This window comes from uncultured Nostoc sp. (assembly GCF_964247315.1).
In the GTDB taxonomy this organism is placed as follows: Bacteria; Cyanobacteriota; Cyanobacteriia; order Cyanobacteriales; family Nostocaceae; genus Nostoc.
The window spans coordinates 43,607-61,527 of the sequence record NZ_CAXTTT010000003.1; the positions used below are offsets into that span (position 1 = coordinate 43,607).

Consider the following 17,921-nt stretch of genomic DNA (forward strand, 5'->3'; position numbering starts at 1 on the left):
TAGGATTTGAGAATGGCTATTTTAGATTTGTTTTGCCCAGTAAGAGCAAGATATGAACTAGAAGCAACGCCCCTAATCCAAAATCTAAAATTTAAAATCTCAAATTGGTAGTCAGTCACTGGGATTATATGGATGGCTGCGGAATTCTTAACAAATCTTTAACCATCCATTAAAACAGTACCGTAAATTTGCTCAGAGACGCTAGTAAAAGAGTGAAGAGTTAGGCGTAAGGAGTTATGCTTTTTATTCCTAGCTCCTCACTTTCAACTCTTAACTTCTTCAGGAGTAGTGGTATGGATGGTGAGACGTCTAGCGATCGCATGGGAATAGCGATCGTTCATATCTTCGATACTAACTTTGATTAAGGTTTGGTTATCAGTGGTGAAAACCCCCAAACCCGTCTCAAAATTACCAACTACACCCAGTTTTTGCCAATTTTGACCCAGATGTTCCTGTAAATATGATTCCCAAATTTCTTGTTGTGCTGATGCTACAGAAGCTAAAATTCTGGCACCACCTTCGGCAAACAACACCTCGTCGAGGCGAGGCAGTCCGGTCTTGGGGTCTCCCCAAGTGGAGCAACTGCCGTGGTTTAACTGTGTTGGTAGTATTTCTAAATTGATTTCGGCACCAAGATTGCCAGCAAGACAACATTCTGCTAGAGTGATCGCCACTCCTCCCTCAGCAGAATCGTGGGCTGAACGTACCCAACCATTACGAATTCCTTCACGACAAACTTTCTGGACGTGGCGTTCCAAGTCAAAATCTACCCGTGGTGGTTTTCCGGCAATAGTATCGTGGATAGTGGCTAAATATTCAGATGCTCCCAAACTGATTTTAGATGTCAGAGGCAATCCGAGAAGATAAATCACATCACCGGATGCTTGCCAACCTTGACCACAAATTTTGCTTATATCGGGAATCAAGCCCACCATACCGACAACAGGAGTGGGATAAATTGGTTGGGGGATACCTTGAGAATCAAGAGTTTCATTGTACAAAGAGACATTTCCGCCCGTGACTGGTGTCGCCAATTCTCGGCAACCTTCCGCTAACCCGCGACAGGCTTCTGCCAATTGCCAGTAACCAATGGGTTTTTCTGGAGAGCCAAAATTCAAGTTATCCGTTACTGCTATAGGTTCTGCACCCACACAGCTAAGATTGCGTGCAGCTTCTGCCACCACTGCCTTAGCTCCTTCGTAAGGGTGAAGATAAACATAACGAGGATTGCAATCTACCGTGGCAGCAACACCGCATTGGACATTGGGAATTCTTCTCTGCTCCTCTGCTCCCTCGCTCTCCCGTCCCCCATCCTCTTCAAGGGGGCGCAAACGGATAACAGCTGCATCTGCACCACCTGGCAGCATAACTGTATTATTTTGTACTTGATGGTCATACTGACGATATACCCAATTTTTAGAAGCGATCGTCGGTGTATCGAGCAAAGTTAAGAGAATATTATTCCAACTTTGCAGTCCTCCTTGGAGTTCTATTCCAGCAGTTGTAGAAGGAGGTAAGGAATCAGCAGTCCATTCCCAAGCTTGACGTGCATATTCTGGTGCATCTGCCAACAACTCCCGGTTATACAGTGGGGTATTCTCTGCCAAAGCTTCAGCGGGAATTTCTGCTGCTACTTCACCTTGAAAGAGAATCCGTACAATCGGGTCGGCGATGACTGTACCAGCGACAACGGCTTGAAGTCCCCACCGATGGAAAATATCAATTAATTCTTGCTCGCGCCCTTTATGAGCAACAAACAGCATTCGTTCTTGAGATTCCGAAAGCAGGTATTCGTAAGGAACCATCCCCGTTTCTCTGACGGGAATCTTATCTAAATCTAGTTCAATTCCCACAGCGCCTTTTGCTGCCATCTCTGAAGTAGAACAGGTAATTCCCGCTGCTCCCATATCTTGGGCGGCGACAACTGCACCCGTCTTAAATGCCTCCAGACAAGCTTCAATTAACGACTTTTCCAAAAAGGGATCGCCCACTTGCACAGCAGGGCGATCGTCTATGGATTGCTCGCTCAATTCTGCACTCGCAAAACTGGCGCCTCCCATACCGTCGCGCCCAGTGGTGGAACCAACGTACAACACAGGATTGCCTAAGCCAGATGCTCCAGATTTGACGATTTCTGATGTTTCCATCAATCCTAGTGCCATAACGTTCACCAGAGGATTTCCAGAGTAAGCAGAGTCAAAGTAAACTTCGCCGCCAACGGTAGGTACTCCCACACAGTTACCATAATGAGATATTCCTGATACGACACCAGTGAATAGCCGTTGGGTTTTAGCATCTTCTAGGGAACCAAAGCGCAGCGAGTTTAATAGGGCAATGGGACGCGCACCCATTGTAAAAATATCTCTGAGAATGCCTCCGACTCCCGTTGCAGCTCCTTGAAAGGGTTCGACCGCTGAGGGATGGTTGTGAGATTCTATCTTAAAAGCTAGTTGGAGTCCATCACCCAAGTCTACAACACCAGCATTTTCACCAGGCCCTACGAGGATGCGGGGGCCATCAGTGGGAAATTGTTTAAGTAGAGGTCGAGAATTTTTATAACAGCAATGCTCAGACCACATCACGCCAAACATTCCCAGTTCAGCTTTATTGGGATGACGGCCTAGCCGACGGACAATTTCTGCGTATTCTTCTGGTTTAAGACCTTCAGCAGCAATTTCTTGGGGGGAAAAGGCTGGTTTTGAGGTTGCAGTCATGGAAGTAATGCACTCTGGGGGGACAGAGCATTATTCTATCGATTTACTTGCCTTGTAAGTACAGTTCCAGAAATGCAGATAATTCTTCTTTGGATATTTCTTTCTGAACTACTTGAATCACCAAGTTGTAAGCTGGCTCTTGGGATAAGTTCAAACTGTAGCCGTTTAAGGTTATGAAGGTATCCATAACCGCAAATGCAGTGCGTTTGTTGCCATCAATAAACGGATGGTTCATCGCTAAATGGTACAGGTATGCTGCTGCTTGCTCGTGAATTGTAGGATGGAGAAGTTCGCCGCCAAAATGTAGCTTGAGGTTGTGCCAATGCTGAATCTAGCAAACCTTCGTCTCTGACACCAGATGTTCCACCAAAGCTGTTTATCTCATCTTGGTGAATGTCTAAGACTTGAGAAATAGAAAGAAATCTAGGAGTCTGCAAGGCGACGGTAAACCTCCTCCCATTTCTGTTTAGAAGCTAAATAAGCCTGCCATACCTCTTCATCTGAGGCAATCTGATTTGAAGGAGTATTTTCTAATTTGTCTTCGCTTTGTTCAATTTCGCGCAAATATTTGGCAAAATCAGGAATATTTAATAATAGTTTCTCAGTAACTTCGTTTTCTTCTGTTTCTTGCAAATAAGTCAGAAACGCAACTGCTACTCGCAACTTTTCAATAGAAAGTTGACGCAAACGGCTTTCGGCTTCTGATAAATAAGTGCTGTGCTTTTGTTCTGTTGCCATCGTTACCCTAAGCTAGGTTTTTTGCCAGTTATGAATCAGTTTTGTTGCTAACTCTAGCTTATCGCGCTATTGTGATTTACTCAATGAAGGCAACTGCAAAAACACTTAATTTCCTAGTCAATTAAACTGAAGATTGATAATTTGAGTCATTTTACTATTATTACAAATAAACGCTTGTTTGTAAAATTAAAATTAAATAAGTGCAATATTATTGAAGTAGTAAAATGAATTTTCCTATAATCTTTATTCAGGTTTGTCATAGTCCTAATCCATTGGAATGGACTATTATTATTGCTATGGTTGGCGCAATTTTAGCTGGTTCAGGTATAGCTGCGACTGGGATTCTTTATATTTCAAGTACAGTAATAACAATGCTTATAGCAGGAGCTAGTATGGAGACAATATCAGCAGCAGTAGGAGCAATGTTGAATACAATTTATGCAGCCAGCGCATCAGTTCAATTAGTAGCTATGTTGGTAAATGGCGTTAAAAGTATTTTGGGATGCTAATTAATTTATATTGCAAAACACGATGCCTACGGCGGCAAGCTACGCACTTTTACTTCCTGTAAATTGAAGCGCGATCGCTTTTCAATTTAAACTCTAACTAAATACTTGTATTTCCATCTTGGTAAATCTTGGCAGAAGATGCTTGTGTAGCCTTTCTTACAAGCAAACTTGTTTCTTGGATGGAGGGGTAGTAAAACCTCAAAATGCAGTCAACAGGATTATTCCGACAACGAGGTAGACAAGATGAAGATCGTTAGCACACAAAATGCTTTAATCTTTAAAGATAACTTGATTTTTTAATCTTGGTGAAATTTCTAGCTCCTTTACTTACGTGAATCTAGTGTCTACTCAGAGATTATTCGGGTATATGCAGTTTAGATGTAACAATCATGTGACGAGAATCACACATATCGATGATTAGGATCGTCTACCAGCGATCGGTAACTAGGCATAATTAATGACAACTGAACTCTAGCCGAGTCATTAATAGGGAACACACTTAATAGCCGACAGCCTTAATCAAGGACTGTCGGTTTTTTGTATTTGTCTTTGTCATTAGTCATTAGTCATTAGTTAGATGCCCACTTGCCCTAAGCGACTTGTACCCCATGCCCATATCCATAAAATTTCCCCACAACTGGTTGGTAACTTGACAGAGTTTTTGCCACAGCCACTACCAAATGTGGGGAAGGTATGATCAAATTGGGGATTTTATGCCTATCGAGTGCTAATACCTCGCACTCACTCTAGTAGACCGAAAGTATATTCCTAGAACCAGCACACACTTTGTATTAAGACATCGCTTGAATGATGTAATCAAAGTAAGGTGATGCTTCAGCAGCGTCTTCTGCACTCAGTAAGCTAAGGGAGGCTGTTTTGAGGGAATTGATCGCTTCTACCATTCCAGGCACGGGAACGCCCAATGAATTGTACATTTCCCGCACACCAATCAAACCGATTTTTTCAATTGGCTCTTTGTCACCGGCAAGTACACCATAGGTAATTAGGCGTAAGTACCAGCCAAAATCACGAATACATAAAGAGCGTTGGCGTTCACCATAAGCATTACCTCCAGGGGAGATAAAGTCAGGACGTTTCTGCCAAAGTTGTTTGGTTGCTTCCTGAACTATCTTTTTTTCGTTTTCAGCTAAGGTAGCCACAATCCGCGTCCGTTGTACGCCGGTTTGCAGAAAGTCTTTGATATTTTTAAGTTCGCCACTGCTGGGATAACGCAGTTCGTCGTCGGCTTTGAGAATAACTTGGCTAATTACAGTCATGATTATTGAAATCACCTGAAATATTATCTGTTAGTTTAGCGAGTCGGAGGTACACAAGTGAAGGGATCGGAGTTACTTATGTATTGAATTTATCTGTTTGGGGAGAGTGGGGAGTAAAGACAATGCCCAATGCCCAATGCCCAGTGCCCAGTGCCCAATAACAAATGACCAATGACCAATGACTAATGACCAATGACTAATGACCAATGACAAATGACAAAAATAATTTGGCAACAGGGTGAATTAATTGAAGTGACGATCGCTAATCTGAATGATACAGGCGATGGTGTAGGACGTGCTGATGAGCGTGTAGTGTTTGTCCCAGATACTGTCCCAGGCGATCGCGCCATTGTCCGCTTAGTTCATGTTAAACCAAAATACGCCCACGGGAAGCTCCAGCAGCTATTGGAGCCATCTCTCCACCGGATCCGACCAGGTTGTATTGTGGCGGATAAGTGCGGTGGTTGCCAGTGGCAGCATATTAATTATGATTACCAGCTATTAGCCAAGCAAAATCAAGTTATCCAAGCTTTGGAACGCATTGGTGGTTTTATCCAACCACCAGTAGATCCGGTACTCGCTGCCCCTTCTGCTTTCGGCTACCGTAACAAATCTACATATCCTTTGGGCACATCGGCAACAGGACAGGTACAAGCTGGTTACTATCAAAAAGGTAGTCACCAATTAATTAATTTAAATCAATGTCCAGTCCAAGATGCGCGATTAAATCCCTTACTTGCCGAAGTTAAGCAGGATATCCAACAACGAGGTTGGCGAATCTATGACGAACAGCGTCATCAAGGACAAATTCGCCATCTTGGTTTACGCATTGGCCGACACACAGGGGAAATGTTGCTGACTTTGGTGGTGAAGGACTGGAATTTATCAGGAATTGAAACCCAAGCCCAGGAATGGTTAAAGCGTTATCCGCAGTTAGTAGGAGTGTCGCTCAATCGCAATCGCGATCGCACAAATGCTATCTTTGGATCAGAAACCCGTTGCATCGCTGGAGTACCCCACCTGCGTGAATATTTTGCTGGACTGGAATTTCAAGTACGCCCAGATACATTTTTCCAAGTATATACAGAAACGGCAGAGGCACTATTGCAGGTAATTCAATCAGAACTCAATCTTCAAGGGCATGAGTTCCTGGTTGATGCCTACTGTGGTGTAGGGACTTTAACTTTACCCCTTGCCAAAAAAGTTCGTATTGCTACAGGATTAGAAGTGCAACCAGCAGCAGTAGAACAAGCTATTTTGAATGCCCACCGCAACGAAATTGATAATGTGACATTCCAAGTTGGGGCAGTAGAGAAATTGCTTCCCCAAATGGGCACAATACCAGAAGTAGTAATACTCGATCCGCCACGTAAGGGGTGCGATCGGGCAGTCATAGATACTTTACGGCAATTGAAACCATCTCGGATCGTTTACGTCAGCTGTAAAGTAGCTACCCTCGCCCGCGACCTGAAATTGCTTTGTCAAGATGGGCAATATACCATCACACGGGTACAACCTGCTGATTTTTTTCCTCAAACTGCTCATATTGAAGCTGCCGCCTTTCTTGTGCTATCACATTTTGACAAGGGTACTAATTCCTTCAAAAAAACTGAAATTTGAAATTTTTAGTTTACTGCATACTAAAGATGCTAAAATTGAATTAAGCGAAAAATAAAAATTCATTTTGTTTGAATACATTCAAGTAGCATAGGTTCTTAAAAACATGAAGAAGGTTGTGTGAATTATAAATCGGTAACTAATTAGAGTATGCCAATACTCTCTAAAATTAACAGCATATTTTTAATTTGCTGACTTGATTATCAAACTTATTCCAGCCGATATATACCGAAACAATCCCAATTCAGACTATAGAACTAATGCTCCCTAGCATTTTCAAAATTTAGTTTTAAAGACGCAAGTTTGAAGGCAGCATGACCACCTCAAGTTTTATCAGGGTGACTGTAATAGCAAACTGATGTCTAGCTAACTGAAAGCTATGGGGTTTCTCTTGTGATTACTATTTCACTCCGTCCAGTTGGACGTTATTGGGGCACTATTAGTTTTGCCTCAACCCTCTACCTTTGTCCCATATTAGACTTATTGTTGGCAGAAATTCCAGCAAAATTACAAGCGGAACTGCGGCTAGGACTTCAAGAAGCCCTAGTCAACGCAGCTAAACATGGTAATAATCTCGATCCGAGTAAAACAGTTGTAGTTCGTTTTTCCGTAATAGATAATCAATATTGGTGGATAATATCAGACCAGGGTAGTGGCTTTATTCCTTCATCTACTAGTGATGAAGAACCAACAGACTATCTTCCACCAGATGAGTCAGAAAATGGTCGTGGTTTATGTCTTCTGCATCAAATATTTGATCGCGTAGAGTGGAACCGCAAAGGCACAGAATTGAGGCTTTGTAAACAAATGGAAAATCGCCGGGGATTATCTCTGCGACGATAAAAGGGGAGTAGGGAATAGTGAGTGGGGAGTAAGAAAAGCTATTAGTTGATTGATTTTTTCTCCTACTCCCTACTCCCTACTTGCCGTGACTCGGACAGGGAGGGGCAGAAATAGAGCGATCTAACCAACCAACTGCCTGTTGTAATCTAGCTTGAGCCTCTTCTGGCTGATTCTTTAAAAGATACACAATCGCTGCTGCCACTTGTTCATTAGCGCGGGAATTGCGGTTAGACTTGAGGCGATGCCAATCGTTAGGGGAAATAGTCAGCCTTTCCATAAGGGCTTGAGCTAGTTCTAGAGTAGTAAGTTCATTCAGTTGACTGGTTTTAGGCAGCTGAGTAGATTGAGACATAATTATGAGTGCTGAGTGATGAGTGCTGAGTGCTGAGTCAAAAACTCGTAGTTTTAATTTTGACTATTGGCAGGTCGCATTTAATCTTAGTTTACTATTTGTACATGAAGCCGTCTAAACAATCACAACCGCCAGGGGAAACTCCCGAACCAGATTTTGAACAAGAACTAGAAGAAGTAGAGCGATCGCTCCTATCCTTGAGAGAACGGTATGAGCAAGTACAGCGCGATCGCCAGCAACAGGCACAATGGCAACAGCGCCGTGATCGACTAAAGCACAATAAATCTCAGACACCAGAAATCAAAGCAGAGTTACGGCAAATTCAACGGCAGTTGGAAATGCTAGAACTTAACTTAGAAAGCCAGTTATTTTCTTGGCGTAGCCTCAAAAAACCTTTCTGGCAAGTCGTCCGCTTTGGTGGAATGGGCGTTATCATAGGCTGGATATTAAAGTCTTATGCTGGATAAATATGGTAAATCGACGAATTGCAGAAATATTGCGAAGTGGCCAACCTGATGAGTCCCTCCAAGTGCAAGGCTGGGTGCGGACAAAGCGCGAATCCAAAGGGTTTGCTTTTATTGAAGTCAATGACGGCTCATCACTAGCTAATTTGCAAGTCGTGATTAATCAGGATTTGCCAGATTACGAAGCTATATTGAAAAAATTGAATACGGGTGCTGCTGTCGAGTCGACAGGAGTACTAGTGGCTTCTCTGGGTAAAGGACAGCGAATTGAGTTGAAAGCCGAGACGGTGAAAGTTTACGGAGAAGCCGATCCCGATACATATCCCCTGCAAAAGAAACGCCATTCCTTTGAGTTTCTGCGAACGATTGGACATTTGCGATCGCGTACGAATTCCTTTGGTGCAGTTTTTCGCGTCAGAAATGCTTGTTCTACAGCAATTCACCAATTTTTCCACGAAAGAGGCTTTCTGTGGGTACACACCCCCATAATCACTGCTAGCGATTGCGAAGGCGCGGGTGAACTGTTTAGCGTTACCAGTTTGGATTTAAAGAATATTCCCCGCACAGAAAACCAAGCAGTAGATTACAGCCAAGACTTTTTTGCTAAACCCACATATTTAACAGTTAGCGGCCAGTTGGAAGCGGAAGTTATGGCGATGGCGTTTAGCAACGTCTACACATTTGGCCCTACCTTCCGTGCAGAAAATTCCAACACCTCGCGCCACCTAGCAGAATTTTGGATGGTTGAGCCAGAAATGGCTTTTTGTGACTTAGAAGGCGATATGGATTTAGCTGAGGCGTTTCTCAAACACATTTTTAAATATGTGTTGGAAACTTGCCCAGAAGATATGGAATTTTTTAATGAACGCATTGATAAATCTGTGTTGGCAACAGCCGAAAATATAATTAATAATCAATTTGAACGCTTAACTTATACAGAAGCGATCGCACTTTTAGAAAAAGCTGATGTCAAATTTGAATATCCTGTGAGTTGGGGTTTAGATTTACAATCAGAACACGAACGCTACTTAGCTGAACAATTATTTAAAAAGCCTGCGATCGTTACAGATTATCCAGCGCAAATTAAAGCTTTTTATATGCGTTTGAACGACGATGAAAAAACCGTCCGCGCAATGGATATTCTCGCACCTAAAATTGGCGAAATTGTCGGCGGTTCGCAAAGAGAAGAACGTTTAGAAGTTTTAGAACGGCGTGTATTAGCGCAAGGATTAAACCCAGAGGATTTGTGGTGGTATCTAGATTTGCGTCGTTATGGTACTGTTCCCCATGCGGGTTTTGGGTTGGGTTTTGAACGACTCGTGCAATTTATAACAGGTATGGGAAATATTCGCGATGTGATTCCCTTTCCGCGTACACCGCAAAGTGCAGAGTTTTAGTTTAAATTTTAGACCTGGCTATTTATAATTGCCAGGTTTTTGACTTTTGTGGATAAAGAGAAATCCAACTGAAAACATTTATCATGAGCATACAAGACCAAACCATTGGTAAAATCCGGCCAATGCCAGAATCTTTAGTTCGGGAAGTCAGTGATTTTATCGACTTCCTATTAATGAAGCATAGCGGTAATAACTGGGAATTATGGCTTCAGTTTAGCGAGTCAGTGGAAATGAGCCAAGGAAATTGAGAAAAAACTGACGAGTAATGGTATCTATATCTAATACAGTCTTTTAAATCCCTATTATTCCTATCATCAACAGTAATAGTACCCAATCCCATTTGGTTGCGAACAGGTTTTGGACAATGGGGATTTATACAATAGGTCATTACACAAAAGTAAATATCCTAAAAAATCGATTTTTATTGATATCTAAACAGAGGGTTAAACCTATAAGGTTCTATTAATAGAGTTCCCTAAAATTTTGACAAAGCAACATATATAGCAGTTCTCACTTCAGTATTAAATCTCATACACAATAAATTAGGGTTACAACAATTGTTGTAACCCTACAGATTGGCTATATTAAATCTACTCGAAAACCTCTATCAAATAAAAATTAACCTCATAACTACTGAATTATGATCAATTCTTCACATTTACTACATCTAGATTAATGGTTTGCAAAGGCAAATACTTTCTTGCCTGCCTGCGTGAGATAAGTGACACTAGTGTTAAAAGAATTGTGCAAAGTAAAACCCTCATCCCAGAAATCGAGTAGGAAGCTAGAATGGCAATTCCAAATAAACAAGTAAAATCTAATACTAATATTTTAGATAATAGACGCACCCAAACTCGCATCCAGGTTTGCATTCCTAAAGACTTGCATGAGGAACCAGTCATTTCACGACTGGTTTCTCACTAGGGTATCACAGTCATTATTGCTGATACTTAGGTAAGCGCAAACGTGCCACAATATAGCTGCTTCGATCTGGAACTACGGGGCACTGTTTCCCAGATTGAAAGTGCCTTGACTTACTTAGATGAACTGGATTTAGAACTTTTGCACCAATCCAGCCCTGAAGAAGATGGTTGGTAAATTGAGTGCTGAGTCAAAAACACTCAGCACTCAGCACTCAGTACTCGTTACTGATATTTAAGCCATTTGATTTTCAATCGCCCACCGCGCTAGTTCAGTGCGGTTGTGGAGATTGGTTTTACCCAACATATTGGACACATGGCTTTCAACCGTGCGCTGACTAACATTTAGTTCTTCAGCAATTTCCCGGTTAGCTAAACCCCTAGCAACAAACTGGACTACTTTCAGTTCGGTTGGGGTTAATTGCACATCGAAGGGAACCTGGATACGGGAACCGTTTTCGCCTCCTTTTGCTTGGTGTTCTTTCCAACGGATAGTTTGTTTCAGCGAGGATTCAACTTGCGCTACGAGTTCTTCTGGTTCAAAGGGCTTGACCATATAAACATCAGCACCTTTGTTCAGACCTTTAACTCGGTCTGCACTTTGTCCCTTAGCTGAAAGGAAAAGAACCGGAATCCAGCTGGTGCGTTCGTTTTGCCGGACTTGTTCCACAAAAGTATATCCGTCCATTTCCGGCATCATCACATCGCAGATGATCATGTCTGGAACATCTTGCTCTAAAATTTCCAGAGCTTCACGTCCATTCTCAGCGGTGATGACTTCATATCCCCGGAATTCTAAGTAATCCTTCACCAGCAAGATGAGGTTAGGGTCATCATCAATCAATAGAAGTCGTTTGTGATCTTTCATGCTGGGTTCTTTCATAGCAGTGGCACTTGTCGCGCTTCGGTCCATCAAAGTCTTGAATATTTATCCTCTATGGTGGGTTATTCGAGATGTTGTCCTTTTTCCTACTTAACTTGCCTTTGCTGTCTCGAAGTCTCAAAAATGCCGAGCACTTTCAATAGACTAGTAGCTCGATAGCAAAAGTCCAGCAAGGATACGTATAGCAGTAGTATCTATAATGCGCTATTATATATCGCTTTGAAAGGGGCGGGGTAAAAAACACTGATTAAATAATAATCTTTCGGACTTACAAGTAAGTATTGGCTTAAAGATGACCCTACCTCAAAACCAACCCGCACTTTCTTAAAGCTTACTGCTATACCATATCCTTTTATTGTTAAACCTCTATGAGGTGTTCACAAAAAACTAGGGAAGTTTCTGGCAAAAGATTGGTTGAAAACGCATATTCTTCAACCGCCATTATGCCTATTAAGCGTTCTCGGATAATCCGCAGGGTAACTTCCGGGTTTGCTTGGCTATACCAGACACCATCAGGGTAAACCACCATTATGGGTCTAGAACAACAAACACGCAAGCAGTTGGCTTTAGTTTGATAGACGGGAATGGGATAACTCTGTTGCGGCTTCTCAAGCTTTAACTCTTGAAGTCGCATTTTTAAGTAATCCCAGAATTCCAGACTAGCTCGTTTTGAGCGGCAATTGTCTGGTCAGCGCAAATAAAAATGTGTCCCTGAATTTTTATAAGTCCTAAATTTTCTACACAATTACTTAGGGTCTTATGTTCCCAAGACTTAGTGTTTTTGGGAATTTGATGCCTGGACTGGATCGCTGTCACTGTATTGTTACTCATCGAGCGGCTCCCTGATTACAGTTCTATAACAATTTGCAAGCTTTGCAAATAAAGTTGACTGGGGAGTAGGGAATGGGGAAGAATTCTCTAACTCTTAACTCCCCACTTTCTACTCTCTTCGTAACTTACAGAACAAAACCCGCAAGGTATAAATAATTAAGCATTTATACTTAAGTAGATATATGACCCTCTAGTTCGGGAACCCGTACTCAAGAGATTCTTGCCATTGGACCCTACTTTTCGGTAAATTAGCACTCAGGAGTTGAGAGTGCTAAACTGGAGAAAATAATTATGGCAGCTTTATCTCTAAGCGTTTCTACAGTTAAACCTTTAGGCGATCGCGTTTTCGTAAAAGTGAACGCCTCTGAGGAAAAGACCGCAGGTGGTCTGTATTTGCCCGATACCGCCAAGGAAAAGCCCCAAGTAGGGGAAGTAGTTGCCCTTGGCCCTGGCAAGCGTAATGACGATGGAAACCGTCAGGAATTGGAAATTAAAGTCGGCGATAAAGTGCTGTACTCTAAGTACGCTGGCACTGACATCAAGCTCGGCACTGAAGAATATGTACTGCTTTCTGAAAAAGATATTTTAGCAGTTGTTATCTAGTGGGGAAAAGGGAATAGGGAACAGGAAACAGGGAATGTCAAAGATAAAGACAATACCCCATGCCCCATGCCCCATGCCCAATGCCCAATTCAAAAAAAATTGACTTACTCCCGGAATTTAGACACCTATGGCAAAGCGCATTATCTACAACGAAAACGCCCGTCGCGCCTTAGAACGAGGCATTGACATCCTGGCTGAGGCTGTAGCTGTTACCCTTGGCCCCAAAGGTCGTAACGTAGTCCTAGAAAAGAAATTTGGCGCACCGCAAATTGTTAATGACGGTGTAACGATCGCCAAAGAAATCGAATTAGAAGACCACATTGAAAACACTGGTGTAGCTCTGATTCGTCAAGCTGCTTCTAAGACCAATGATGCTGCGGGCGATGGTACTACCACCGCTACCGTTTTAGCTCATGCGATCGTTAAAGAAGGCTTGCGAAACGTTGCAGCTGGTGCTAACGCAATTTCGCTGAAGCGCGGTATTGACAAAGCTACTGGCTTCCTCGTAGAAAAAATTGCTGAACACGCCCGTCCAGTGGAAGATTCCAAAGCCATTGCCCAAGTTGGTGCAATCTCAGCTGGTAATGACGAAGAAGTTGGTCAGATGATTGCCCAAGCAATGGACAAGGTGGGCAAAGAAGGCGTAATTTCCCTAGAAGAAGGGAAATCTATGTTCACCGAGTTGGAAATCACTGAAGGGATGCGCTTTGACAAAGGCTACATCTCTCCTTATTTCGCTACCGATGCTGAACGGATGGAAGCAGTTTTTGATGAACCTTTCCTACTGCTGACCGATAAGAAAATTGCTTTAGTACAAGACCTTGTACCAGTGTTAGAGCAAGTAGCTCGTGCTGGTCGTCCTTTGGTGATTATCGCCGAAGATATCGAGAAAGAAGCTTTAGCAACCTTAGTAGTAAACCGTCTGCGCGGTGTACTCAACGTGGCTGCTGTTAAGGCTCCTGGCTTTGGCGATCGCCGCAAAGCACTACTAGAAGACATCGCTGTTTTAACTGGTGGTCAACTAGTTACCGAAGATGCTGGTTTGAAGCTAGATAACACCAAGCTGGATAGCCTGGGTAAAGCTCGTCGGATCACCATCACCAAGGACAGCACCACAATTGTTGCTGAGGGTAACGAAGCGGCTGTTAAGGCTCGTGTCGAACAGATTCGTCGTCAAATCGATGAAACCGAATCTTCTTACGACAAAGAGAAACTGCAAGAGCGTCTTGCTAAACTCTCTGGTGGTGTCGCTGTAGTGAAAGTAGGTGCAGCGACCGAAACCGAAATGAAAGACAAGAAGTTGCGCCTAGAAGACGCTATCAACGCCACCAAAGCTGCTGTGGAAGAAGGCATCGTTCCTGGCGGTGGTACAACTCTGGCTCACCTTGCTCCCGACTTGGAAACTTGGGCGAAGAGCAATCTTAAAGATGAAGAGTTGATTGGTGCTTTGATTGTGGTTCGCGCCTTACCCGCACCTCTAAAGCGGATTGCTGAAAACGCTGGTCAGAATGGTGCAGTGATCGCTGAACGCGTGAAAGAGAAAGAATTTAGTGTTGGCTACAACGCTGCAACAAACGAATTCGTCGATTTGTTAGCCGCCGGTATTGTTGACCCTGCTAAGGTGACTCGTTCTGCTCTGCAAAACGCTGCTTCCATCGCTGGTATGGTGTTGACAACCGAATGTATTATAGTTGACAAGCCTGAGCCTAAAGATAGCGCTCCTGCTGGCGCTGGCGCTGGTGGCGGAGACTTCGATTACTAATACTTTGTAGTTCGTTATTTGTAAAAACAGCTGCTTCCTGGTGGAGGCGGCTGTTTTTTTGTTTGAATCACCTTGCCTTTGGTGAAGCTGTTGCCGGAGGCTAGGACACAAAGGGCGCAAAAAAAGTAGTACAAATATTCTGCTAATGAATAAACAGTATAAAAATAACAGTTATAATATGAATATTTAATGACATTCACCATGAATTACATTTTAGAAACACAAGCAAGTTATGCTAGGAAAAATATCGAGCAAAGACTAGAAGATTTTAGTGATGCAGTTGATAATGATAAAAGCCTAAGTTCGTATATACGAGATCAGCTTGGGTATTTGAGATATAGTGATGCTTGGGAATTAACATCTATTACAAGTAAATTTAGACAACAATTATCAATAAGTCCCTATATACATCCCGAAGTGGAAAGAACAATACGATTGTTAAACTACTCTATCCACCATTGGGTAAGATTTTTGGATGTTGACACCTTATTTTTATACAATTTTACTAAGTTTTAACAGCTTATTTATTACTGTTTTTGCTCTGTAAAAGTAGCTGTTTTTCTCAAATATTAGCTGCTTTTTATAATTTTTCTAAACTCAAGTAATTTCCTTTGCGTAGTTCGTTTATAGTAGCAAGATTCAACACTATTTTTAGTTAATCCTTCACTGTTACCTTTAGCAAGTTTGACTCGAACTGACTCGCCGCAAACTTTACTGACACAAGTGGCTGAACAAGTCGCTACAATTCCAGATAGGGAGGAGCGACAAAATATCGCGGATTGTGTAGAAATTCTGGCAGGTTTGCGGTTTGACAAGGGTTTGGTTCGTCAATTTTTACGTGAGGATATTATGAAAGAGTCTGTAATTTATCAAGATATCGTTTAAAAAGAAGCGTTTAAATTGATTAGTCGTCAGCTTAGACGGCGTTTTGGTGATATTGATGCATCATTATTTGAGCAGGTTCAGAATTTATCTGCTGAACAGTTAGAAAATTTAGGCGAAGAGTTACTTGATTTTTCCGAAGTGGCTGATTTGGTTGGTTGCTTGGTTAGAGCAGTAGAGGAATTAATAAAAATGATCTATATCTTTACTTTTTTGAGCGTTTAAACTGTTAGTTAGACATTTTTTTACAATCTTAGTAAGTTTTGGATCAGATTCTACAACTTCTGCAATCGCCCTTAATAAGTTTGTAATTTGTGATATATCCATTTATTTACTTAACTCTCTGAATCACTTCTTGAGCGAAATCTTTTAAAGAGTCATACAAATCACCATATTTTTGCTTATATGTCAACTTCTCTTGAAAATCTAAATTTTTGGCTAATTGTGCTCTTTCAGCAATTTTAGTTCTAAATATTGATGGAAACTCAGAGCTAGTCATAATCAACTCAACTAATTGATTTTCATTAGCTCTAGATATATTAAATCTAGAGATTAAAGTTCCTAAAGATTTTAAGTTATGCCCATTTTCATTATTCAACTTTTTAATATGTCTTAGGATTAATCTTAATCCACCAATTGACATACGGTTAGGTGTGCAAGGCAAAATACAAAAATTACTTGCTAAAAATGCACTTTTAATTGTTTTGTTAATTGTTGGTGGGCAATCAATCAAAACATAATCGTATTTTTTGGATAAACTGTTTATCACTTCTTTAAGTAAATCAATCGGTTTTAATCCTAGATTATAATAAAATCCTTCAGGTAATTCTTCTTGAATTTCAAATAGTATAGGGCTACTAGGTATAAGGTGTAAAGATTGGAATTTAGCTTTTATATTAGAAATATCTCGTTTAGCTATAAAGTCTTCGTTTTTAAGATGATCCAGAAAATCTTTAGGTTGTTTAAATAAATAAGGTAAAGTCAACTTATTCCTTTCAAATTGGCTAAACCACATATCTTCTGACATTAAAATATTCGTTAAATTACACTGAGGATCAAGATCAATAACTAGCACTCGTTTACCATACATAGTATCTCCTGCTAAATATTCTGCTAATGCCATGACGATGGTAGTTTTGCCAACTCCACCCTTAAGGTTGCAAATGCTTATCACTTTAGCTGTCATAATTTCTGGTAGATTGACTCATTTCATGAGCTACATCTCTATGTTTCCCTGAAAATATTGCCAACTAACAGATTAATTTCTACTTCTACATAAAAACCTATGAGCGAAATGAATTCTGGAACAATCCCTTTACATACCTTAAACCCACTCAACCGATTTTCTGACAGAGCAGAGGATTATGTAAAATATCGACCAAGTTACCCCGCAGATGCAATTGATATTATCTTGGAAGGATTAGATGAAAATTCACAACTCGTAGCAGCAGATATTGGTGCAGGTACAGGAATTGCTTCAAGATTGTTAGCTGAACGCGGAGTTAATGTCATCGCTATAGAACCGAATGCAGCAATGCGAGAAGCTGCCCAACCATATCCTTTGATAGAGTTTCGTAATGGAACAGCCGAATTTACCCAACTACCTGATAATTTAGTTGATTTAGTTACTTGTTTTCAAGCTTTCCACTGGTTCAATCCCGAATCAACTTTATTGGAATTTCACCGCATTTTAAAACCATCAGCACGTTTGGCTGTGGTGTGGAATAATCGCGATCGAGAAGATGCTTTAACTACAGAATATAGCCGAATAGTCCGCGAAGCATCTAATAATCACCCAGCAGAATCTCGAATGCAATCGGTAGAGCCACTATTAGTAACTCCCCATTTTCTTAATATCCGTGAATATAATTTTACTTATAGGCAACAGTTAGATTTAACTGGACTTATTGGACGAGCAATGAGTGTTTCTTACCTCCCTCGTGAAGGTTGGGCATACGAACAGCTTATTGATAATTTTCAAGAATTATATCAGCGCTTTCGTGATGAAAACGGTTTTGTCTATATGGTCTATCGCACTAGCGTACACCTTGGTCAAAAACAATGATAAATTGCAAGTAAAGTAGCAGAGAATGCATTAAATAAATATAAGGTCTCTGAACTTTAATCTT

22 protein-coding genes and 1 pseudogene are annotated in these 17,921 nt (G+C 41.4%); 13 read left to right on the forward strand and 10 right to left on the reverse strand.

What is annotated here, in order from left to right; genetic code table 11:
• Window positions 1–263: 263 nt before the first annotated feature.
• From purL to ACFE93_RS01775, 4 genes are read right to left on the reverse strand one after another with little or no spacing between them, the layout of a single operon-like run.
• Window positions 264–2,714: a phosphoribosylformylglycinamidine synthase subunit PurL gene (gene purL / locus ACFE93_RS01760; protein WP_375471741.1), complete on the reverse strand. Its 2,451-nt coding sequence runs from the start codon at window positions 2,712–2,714 to the stop codon at window positions 264–266.
• A 43-nt stretch (window positions 2,715–2,757) separates the two neighbouring features.
• Entirely contained in the window at window positions 2,758–2,949 is a 192-nt protein-coding gene (locus ACFE93_RS01765; RefSeq protein ID WP_375471742.1) for a type II toxin-antitoxin system death-on-curing family toxin, read from the reverse strand.
• Complete coding sequence (locus ACFE93_RS01770) at window positions 2,930–3,151, reverse strand: hypothetical protein (RefSeq protein ID WP_375471743.1); 222 nt, start codon at window positions 3,149–3,151, stop codon at window positions 2,930–2,932. Before ACFE93_RS01770 ends, ACFE93_RS01765 begins: the two co-directional genes overlap by 20 nt.
• Window positions 3,138–3,452 (reverse strand): hypothetical protein, encoded by a 315-nt coding sequence (locus ACFE93_RS01775; protein ID WP_375471744.1) that lies wholly within the window; start codon window positions 3,450–3,452, stop codon window positions 3,138–3,140. Before ACFE93_RS01775 ends, ACFE93_RS01770 begins: the two co-directional genes overlap by 14 nt.
• Before the next feature lie 224 nt (window positions 3,453–3,676).
• Here ACFE93_RS01775 and ACFE93_RS01780 point away from each other — a divergent pair, with 224 nt between their 5' ends.
• A complete protein-coding gene (locus tag ACFE93_RS01780) occupies window positions 3,677–3,961 on the forward strand; it encodes a hypothetical protein (RefSeq protein ID WP_375471745.1) in 285 nt (94 codons plus the stop codon).
• Window positions 3,962–4,752: 791 nt separating this feature from the next.
• On the opposite strand, the gene ACFE93_RS01785 is transcribed toward ACFE93_RS01780, so the two are convergent.
• The gene (locus tag ACFE93_RS01785) at window positions 4,753–5,238 is read right to left on the reverse strand and encodes an allophycocyanin (protein ID WP_375471746.1); all 486 of its coding nucleotides are present in this window, start codon (window positions 5,236–5,238) and stop codon (window positions 4,753–4,755) included.
• 213 nt (window positions 5,239–5,451) lie between these two features.
• On the opposite strand from ACFE93_RS01785, the gene rlmD reads away from it, so the two are divergent.
• Together rlmD and ACFE93_RS01795 are read left to right on the forward strand one after the other, a co-directional pair.
• A complete protein-coding gene (gene rlmD / locus ACFE93_RS01790; RefSeq protein WP_375471747.1) occupies window positions 5,452–6,858 on the forward strand; it encodes a 23S rRNA (uracil(1939)-C(5))-methyltransferase RlmD in 1,407 nt (468 codons plus the stop codon).
• 390 nt (window positions 6,859–7,248) lie between these two features.
• Window positions 7,249–7,698 carry an ATP-binding protein gene (locus ACFE93_RS01795; protein WP_375471748.1) on the forward strand — a complete coding sequence of 150 codons (450 nt, stop codon included), beginning with the start codon at window positions 7,249–7,251 and terminating at the stop codon, window positions 7,696–7,698.
• 76 nt (window positions 7,699–7,774) lie between these two features.
• On the opposite strand, the gene ACFE93_RS01800 is transcribed toward ACFE93_RS01795, so the two are convergent.
• On the reverse strand, window positions 7,775–8,050 hold the full coding sequence (locus ACFE93_RS01800) for a DUF6439 family protein (protein WP_375471749.1): 276 nt from the start codon (window positions 8,048–8,050) through the stop codon (window positions 7,775–7,777).
• 104 nt (window positions 8,051–8,154) lie between these two features.
• On the opposite strand from ACFE93_RS01800, the gene ACFE93_RS01805 reads away from it, so the two are divergent.
• The 5 genes from ACFE93_RS01805 (at window position 8,155) to ACFE93_RS01825 (ending at window position 11,009) form a co-directional block, all read left to right on the forward strand.
• Window positions 8,155–8,517: a hypothetical protein gene (locus tag ACFE93_RS01805; protein ID WP_375471750.1), complete on the forward strand. Its 363-nt coding sequence runs from the start codon at window positions 8,155–8,157 to the stop codon at window positions 8,515–8,517.
• Between the two features lie 2 nt (window positions 8,518–8,519).
• On the forward strand, window positions 8,520–9,911 hold the full coding sequence (asnS, locus tag ACFE93_RS01810) for an asparagine--tRNA ligase (protein WP_375471751.1): 1,392 nt from the start codon (window positions 8,520–8,522) through the stop codon (window positions 9,909–9,911).
• 83 nt (window positions 9,912–9,994) lie between these two features.
• Window positions 9,995–10,159, forward strand: a complete 165-nt coding sequence (locus ACFE93_RS01815) for a hypothetical protein (protein WP_375471752.1) — start codon at window positions 9,995–9,997, stop codon at window positions 10,157–10,159.
• Window positions 10,160–10,700: 541 nt separating this feature from the next.
• Window positions 10,701–10,835: a hypothetical protein gene (locus ACFE93_RS01820; RefSeq protein ID WP_375471753.1), complete on the forward strand. Its 135-nt coding sequence runs from the start codon at window positions 10,701–10,703 to the stop codon at window positions 10,833–10,835.
• A 42-nt stretch (window positions 10,836–10,877) separates the two neighbouring features.
• On the forward strand, window positions 10,878–11,009 hold the full coding sequence (locus ACFE93_RS01825) for a hypothetical protein (RefSeq protein WP_375471754.1): 132 nt from the start codon (window positions 10,878–10,880) through the stop codon (window positions 11,007–11,009).
• Window positions 11,010–11,066: 57 nt separating this feature from the next.
• Here ACFE93_RS01825 and ACFE93_RS01830 read toward each other — a convergent pair whose 3' ends face one another.
• From ACFE93_RS01830 to ACFE93_RS01840, 3 genes are all read right to left on the reverse strand, one after another.
• The gene (locus tag ACFE93_RS01830) at window positions 11,067–11,744 is read right to left on the reverse strand and encodes a response regulator transcription factor (protein WP_012407592.1); all 678 of its coding nucleotides are present in this window, start codon (window positions 11,742–11,744) and stop codon (window positions 11,067–11,069) included.
• Between the two features lie 328 nt (window positions 11,745–12,072).
• Window positions 12,073–12,348 (reverse strand): ferredoxin, encoded by a 276-nt coding sequence (locus tag ACFE93_RS01835; protein ID WP_375471755.1) that lies wholly within the window; start codon window positions 12,346–12,348, stop codon window positions 12,073–12,075.
• 2 nt (window positions 12,349–12,350) lie between these two features.
• Window positions 12,351–12,545 carry a hypothetical protein gene (locus ACFE93_RS01840; RefSeq protein WP_375471756.1) on the reverse strand — a complete coding sequence of 65 codons (195 nt, stop codon included), beginning with the start codon at window positions 12,543–12,545 and terminating at the stop codon, window positions 12,351–12,353.
• 291 nt (window positions 12,546–12,836) lie between these two features.
• On the opposite strand from ACFE93_RS01840, the gene groES reads away from it, so the two are divergent.
• From groES to ACFE93_RS01860, 4 genes and pseudogenes are all read left to right on the forward strand, one after another.
• Window positions 12,837–13,148, forward strand: a complete 312-nt coding sequence (groES, locus tag ACFE93_RS01845; protein WP_100898362.1) for a co-chaperone GroES — start codon at window positions 12,837–12,839, stop codon at window positions 13,146–13,148.
• Between the two features lie 127 nt (window positions 13,149–13,275).
• Window positions 13,276–14,910 carry a chaperonin GroEL gene (groL, locus tag ACFE93_RS01850; protein WP_375471757.1) on the forward strand — a complete coding sequence of 545 codons (1,635 nt, stop codon included), beginning with the start codon at window positions 13,276–13,278 and terminating at the stop codon, window positions 14,908–14,910.
• A 201-nt stretch (window positions 14,911–15,111) separates the two neighbouring features.
• Window positions 15,112–15,426 (forward strand): hypothetical protein, encoded by a 315-nt coding sequence (locus ACFE93_RS01855; RefSeq protein ID WP_375471758.1) that lies wholly within the window; start codon window positions 15,112–15,114, stop codon window positions 15,424–15,426.
• Window positions 15,427–15,543: 117 nt separating this feature from the next.
• Window positions 15,544–16,017 (forward strand): annotated as a pseudogene (locus ACFE93_RS01860) (DUF4351 domain-containing protein); the annotation flags it as partial.
• A gap of 106 nt (window positions 16,018–16,123) precedes the next feature.
• Here ACFE93_RS01860 and ACFE93_RS01865 read toward each other — a convergent pair.
• Complete coding sequence (locus ACFE93_RS01865) at window positions 16,124–16,978, reverse strand: ParA family protein (protein ID WP_375471759.1); 855 nt, start codon at window positions 16,976–16,978, stop codon at window positions 16,124–16,126.
• 99 nt (window positions 16,979–17,077) lie between these two features.
• Between ACFE93_RS01865 and ACFE93_RS01870 the strand changes: the two genes are divergently transcribed.
• Window positions 17,078–17,857, forward strand: a complete 780-nt coding sequence (locus tag ACFE93_RS01870) for a class I SAM-dependent methyltransferase (protein WP_292862514.1) — start codon at window positions 17,078–17,080, stop codon at window positions 17,855–17,857.
• Window positions 17,858–17,921: the final 64 nt, after the last annotated feature.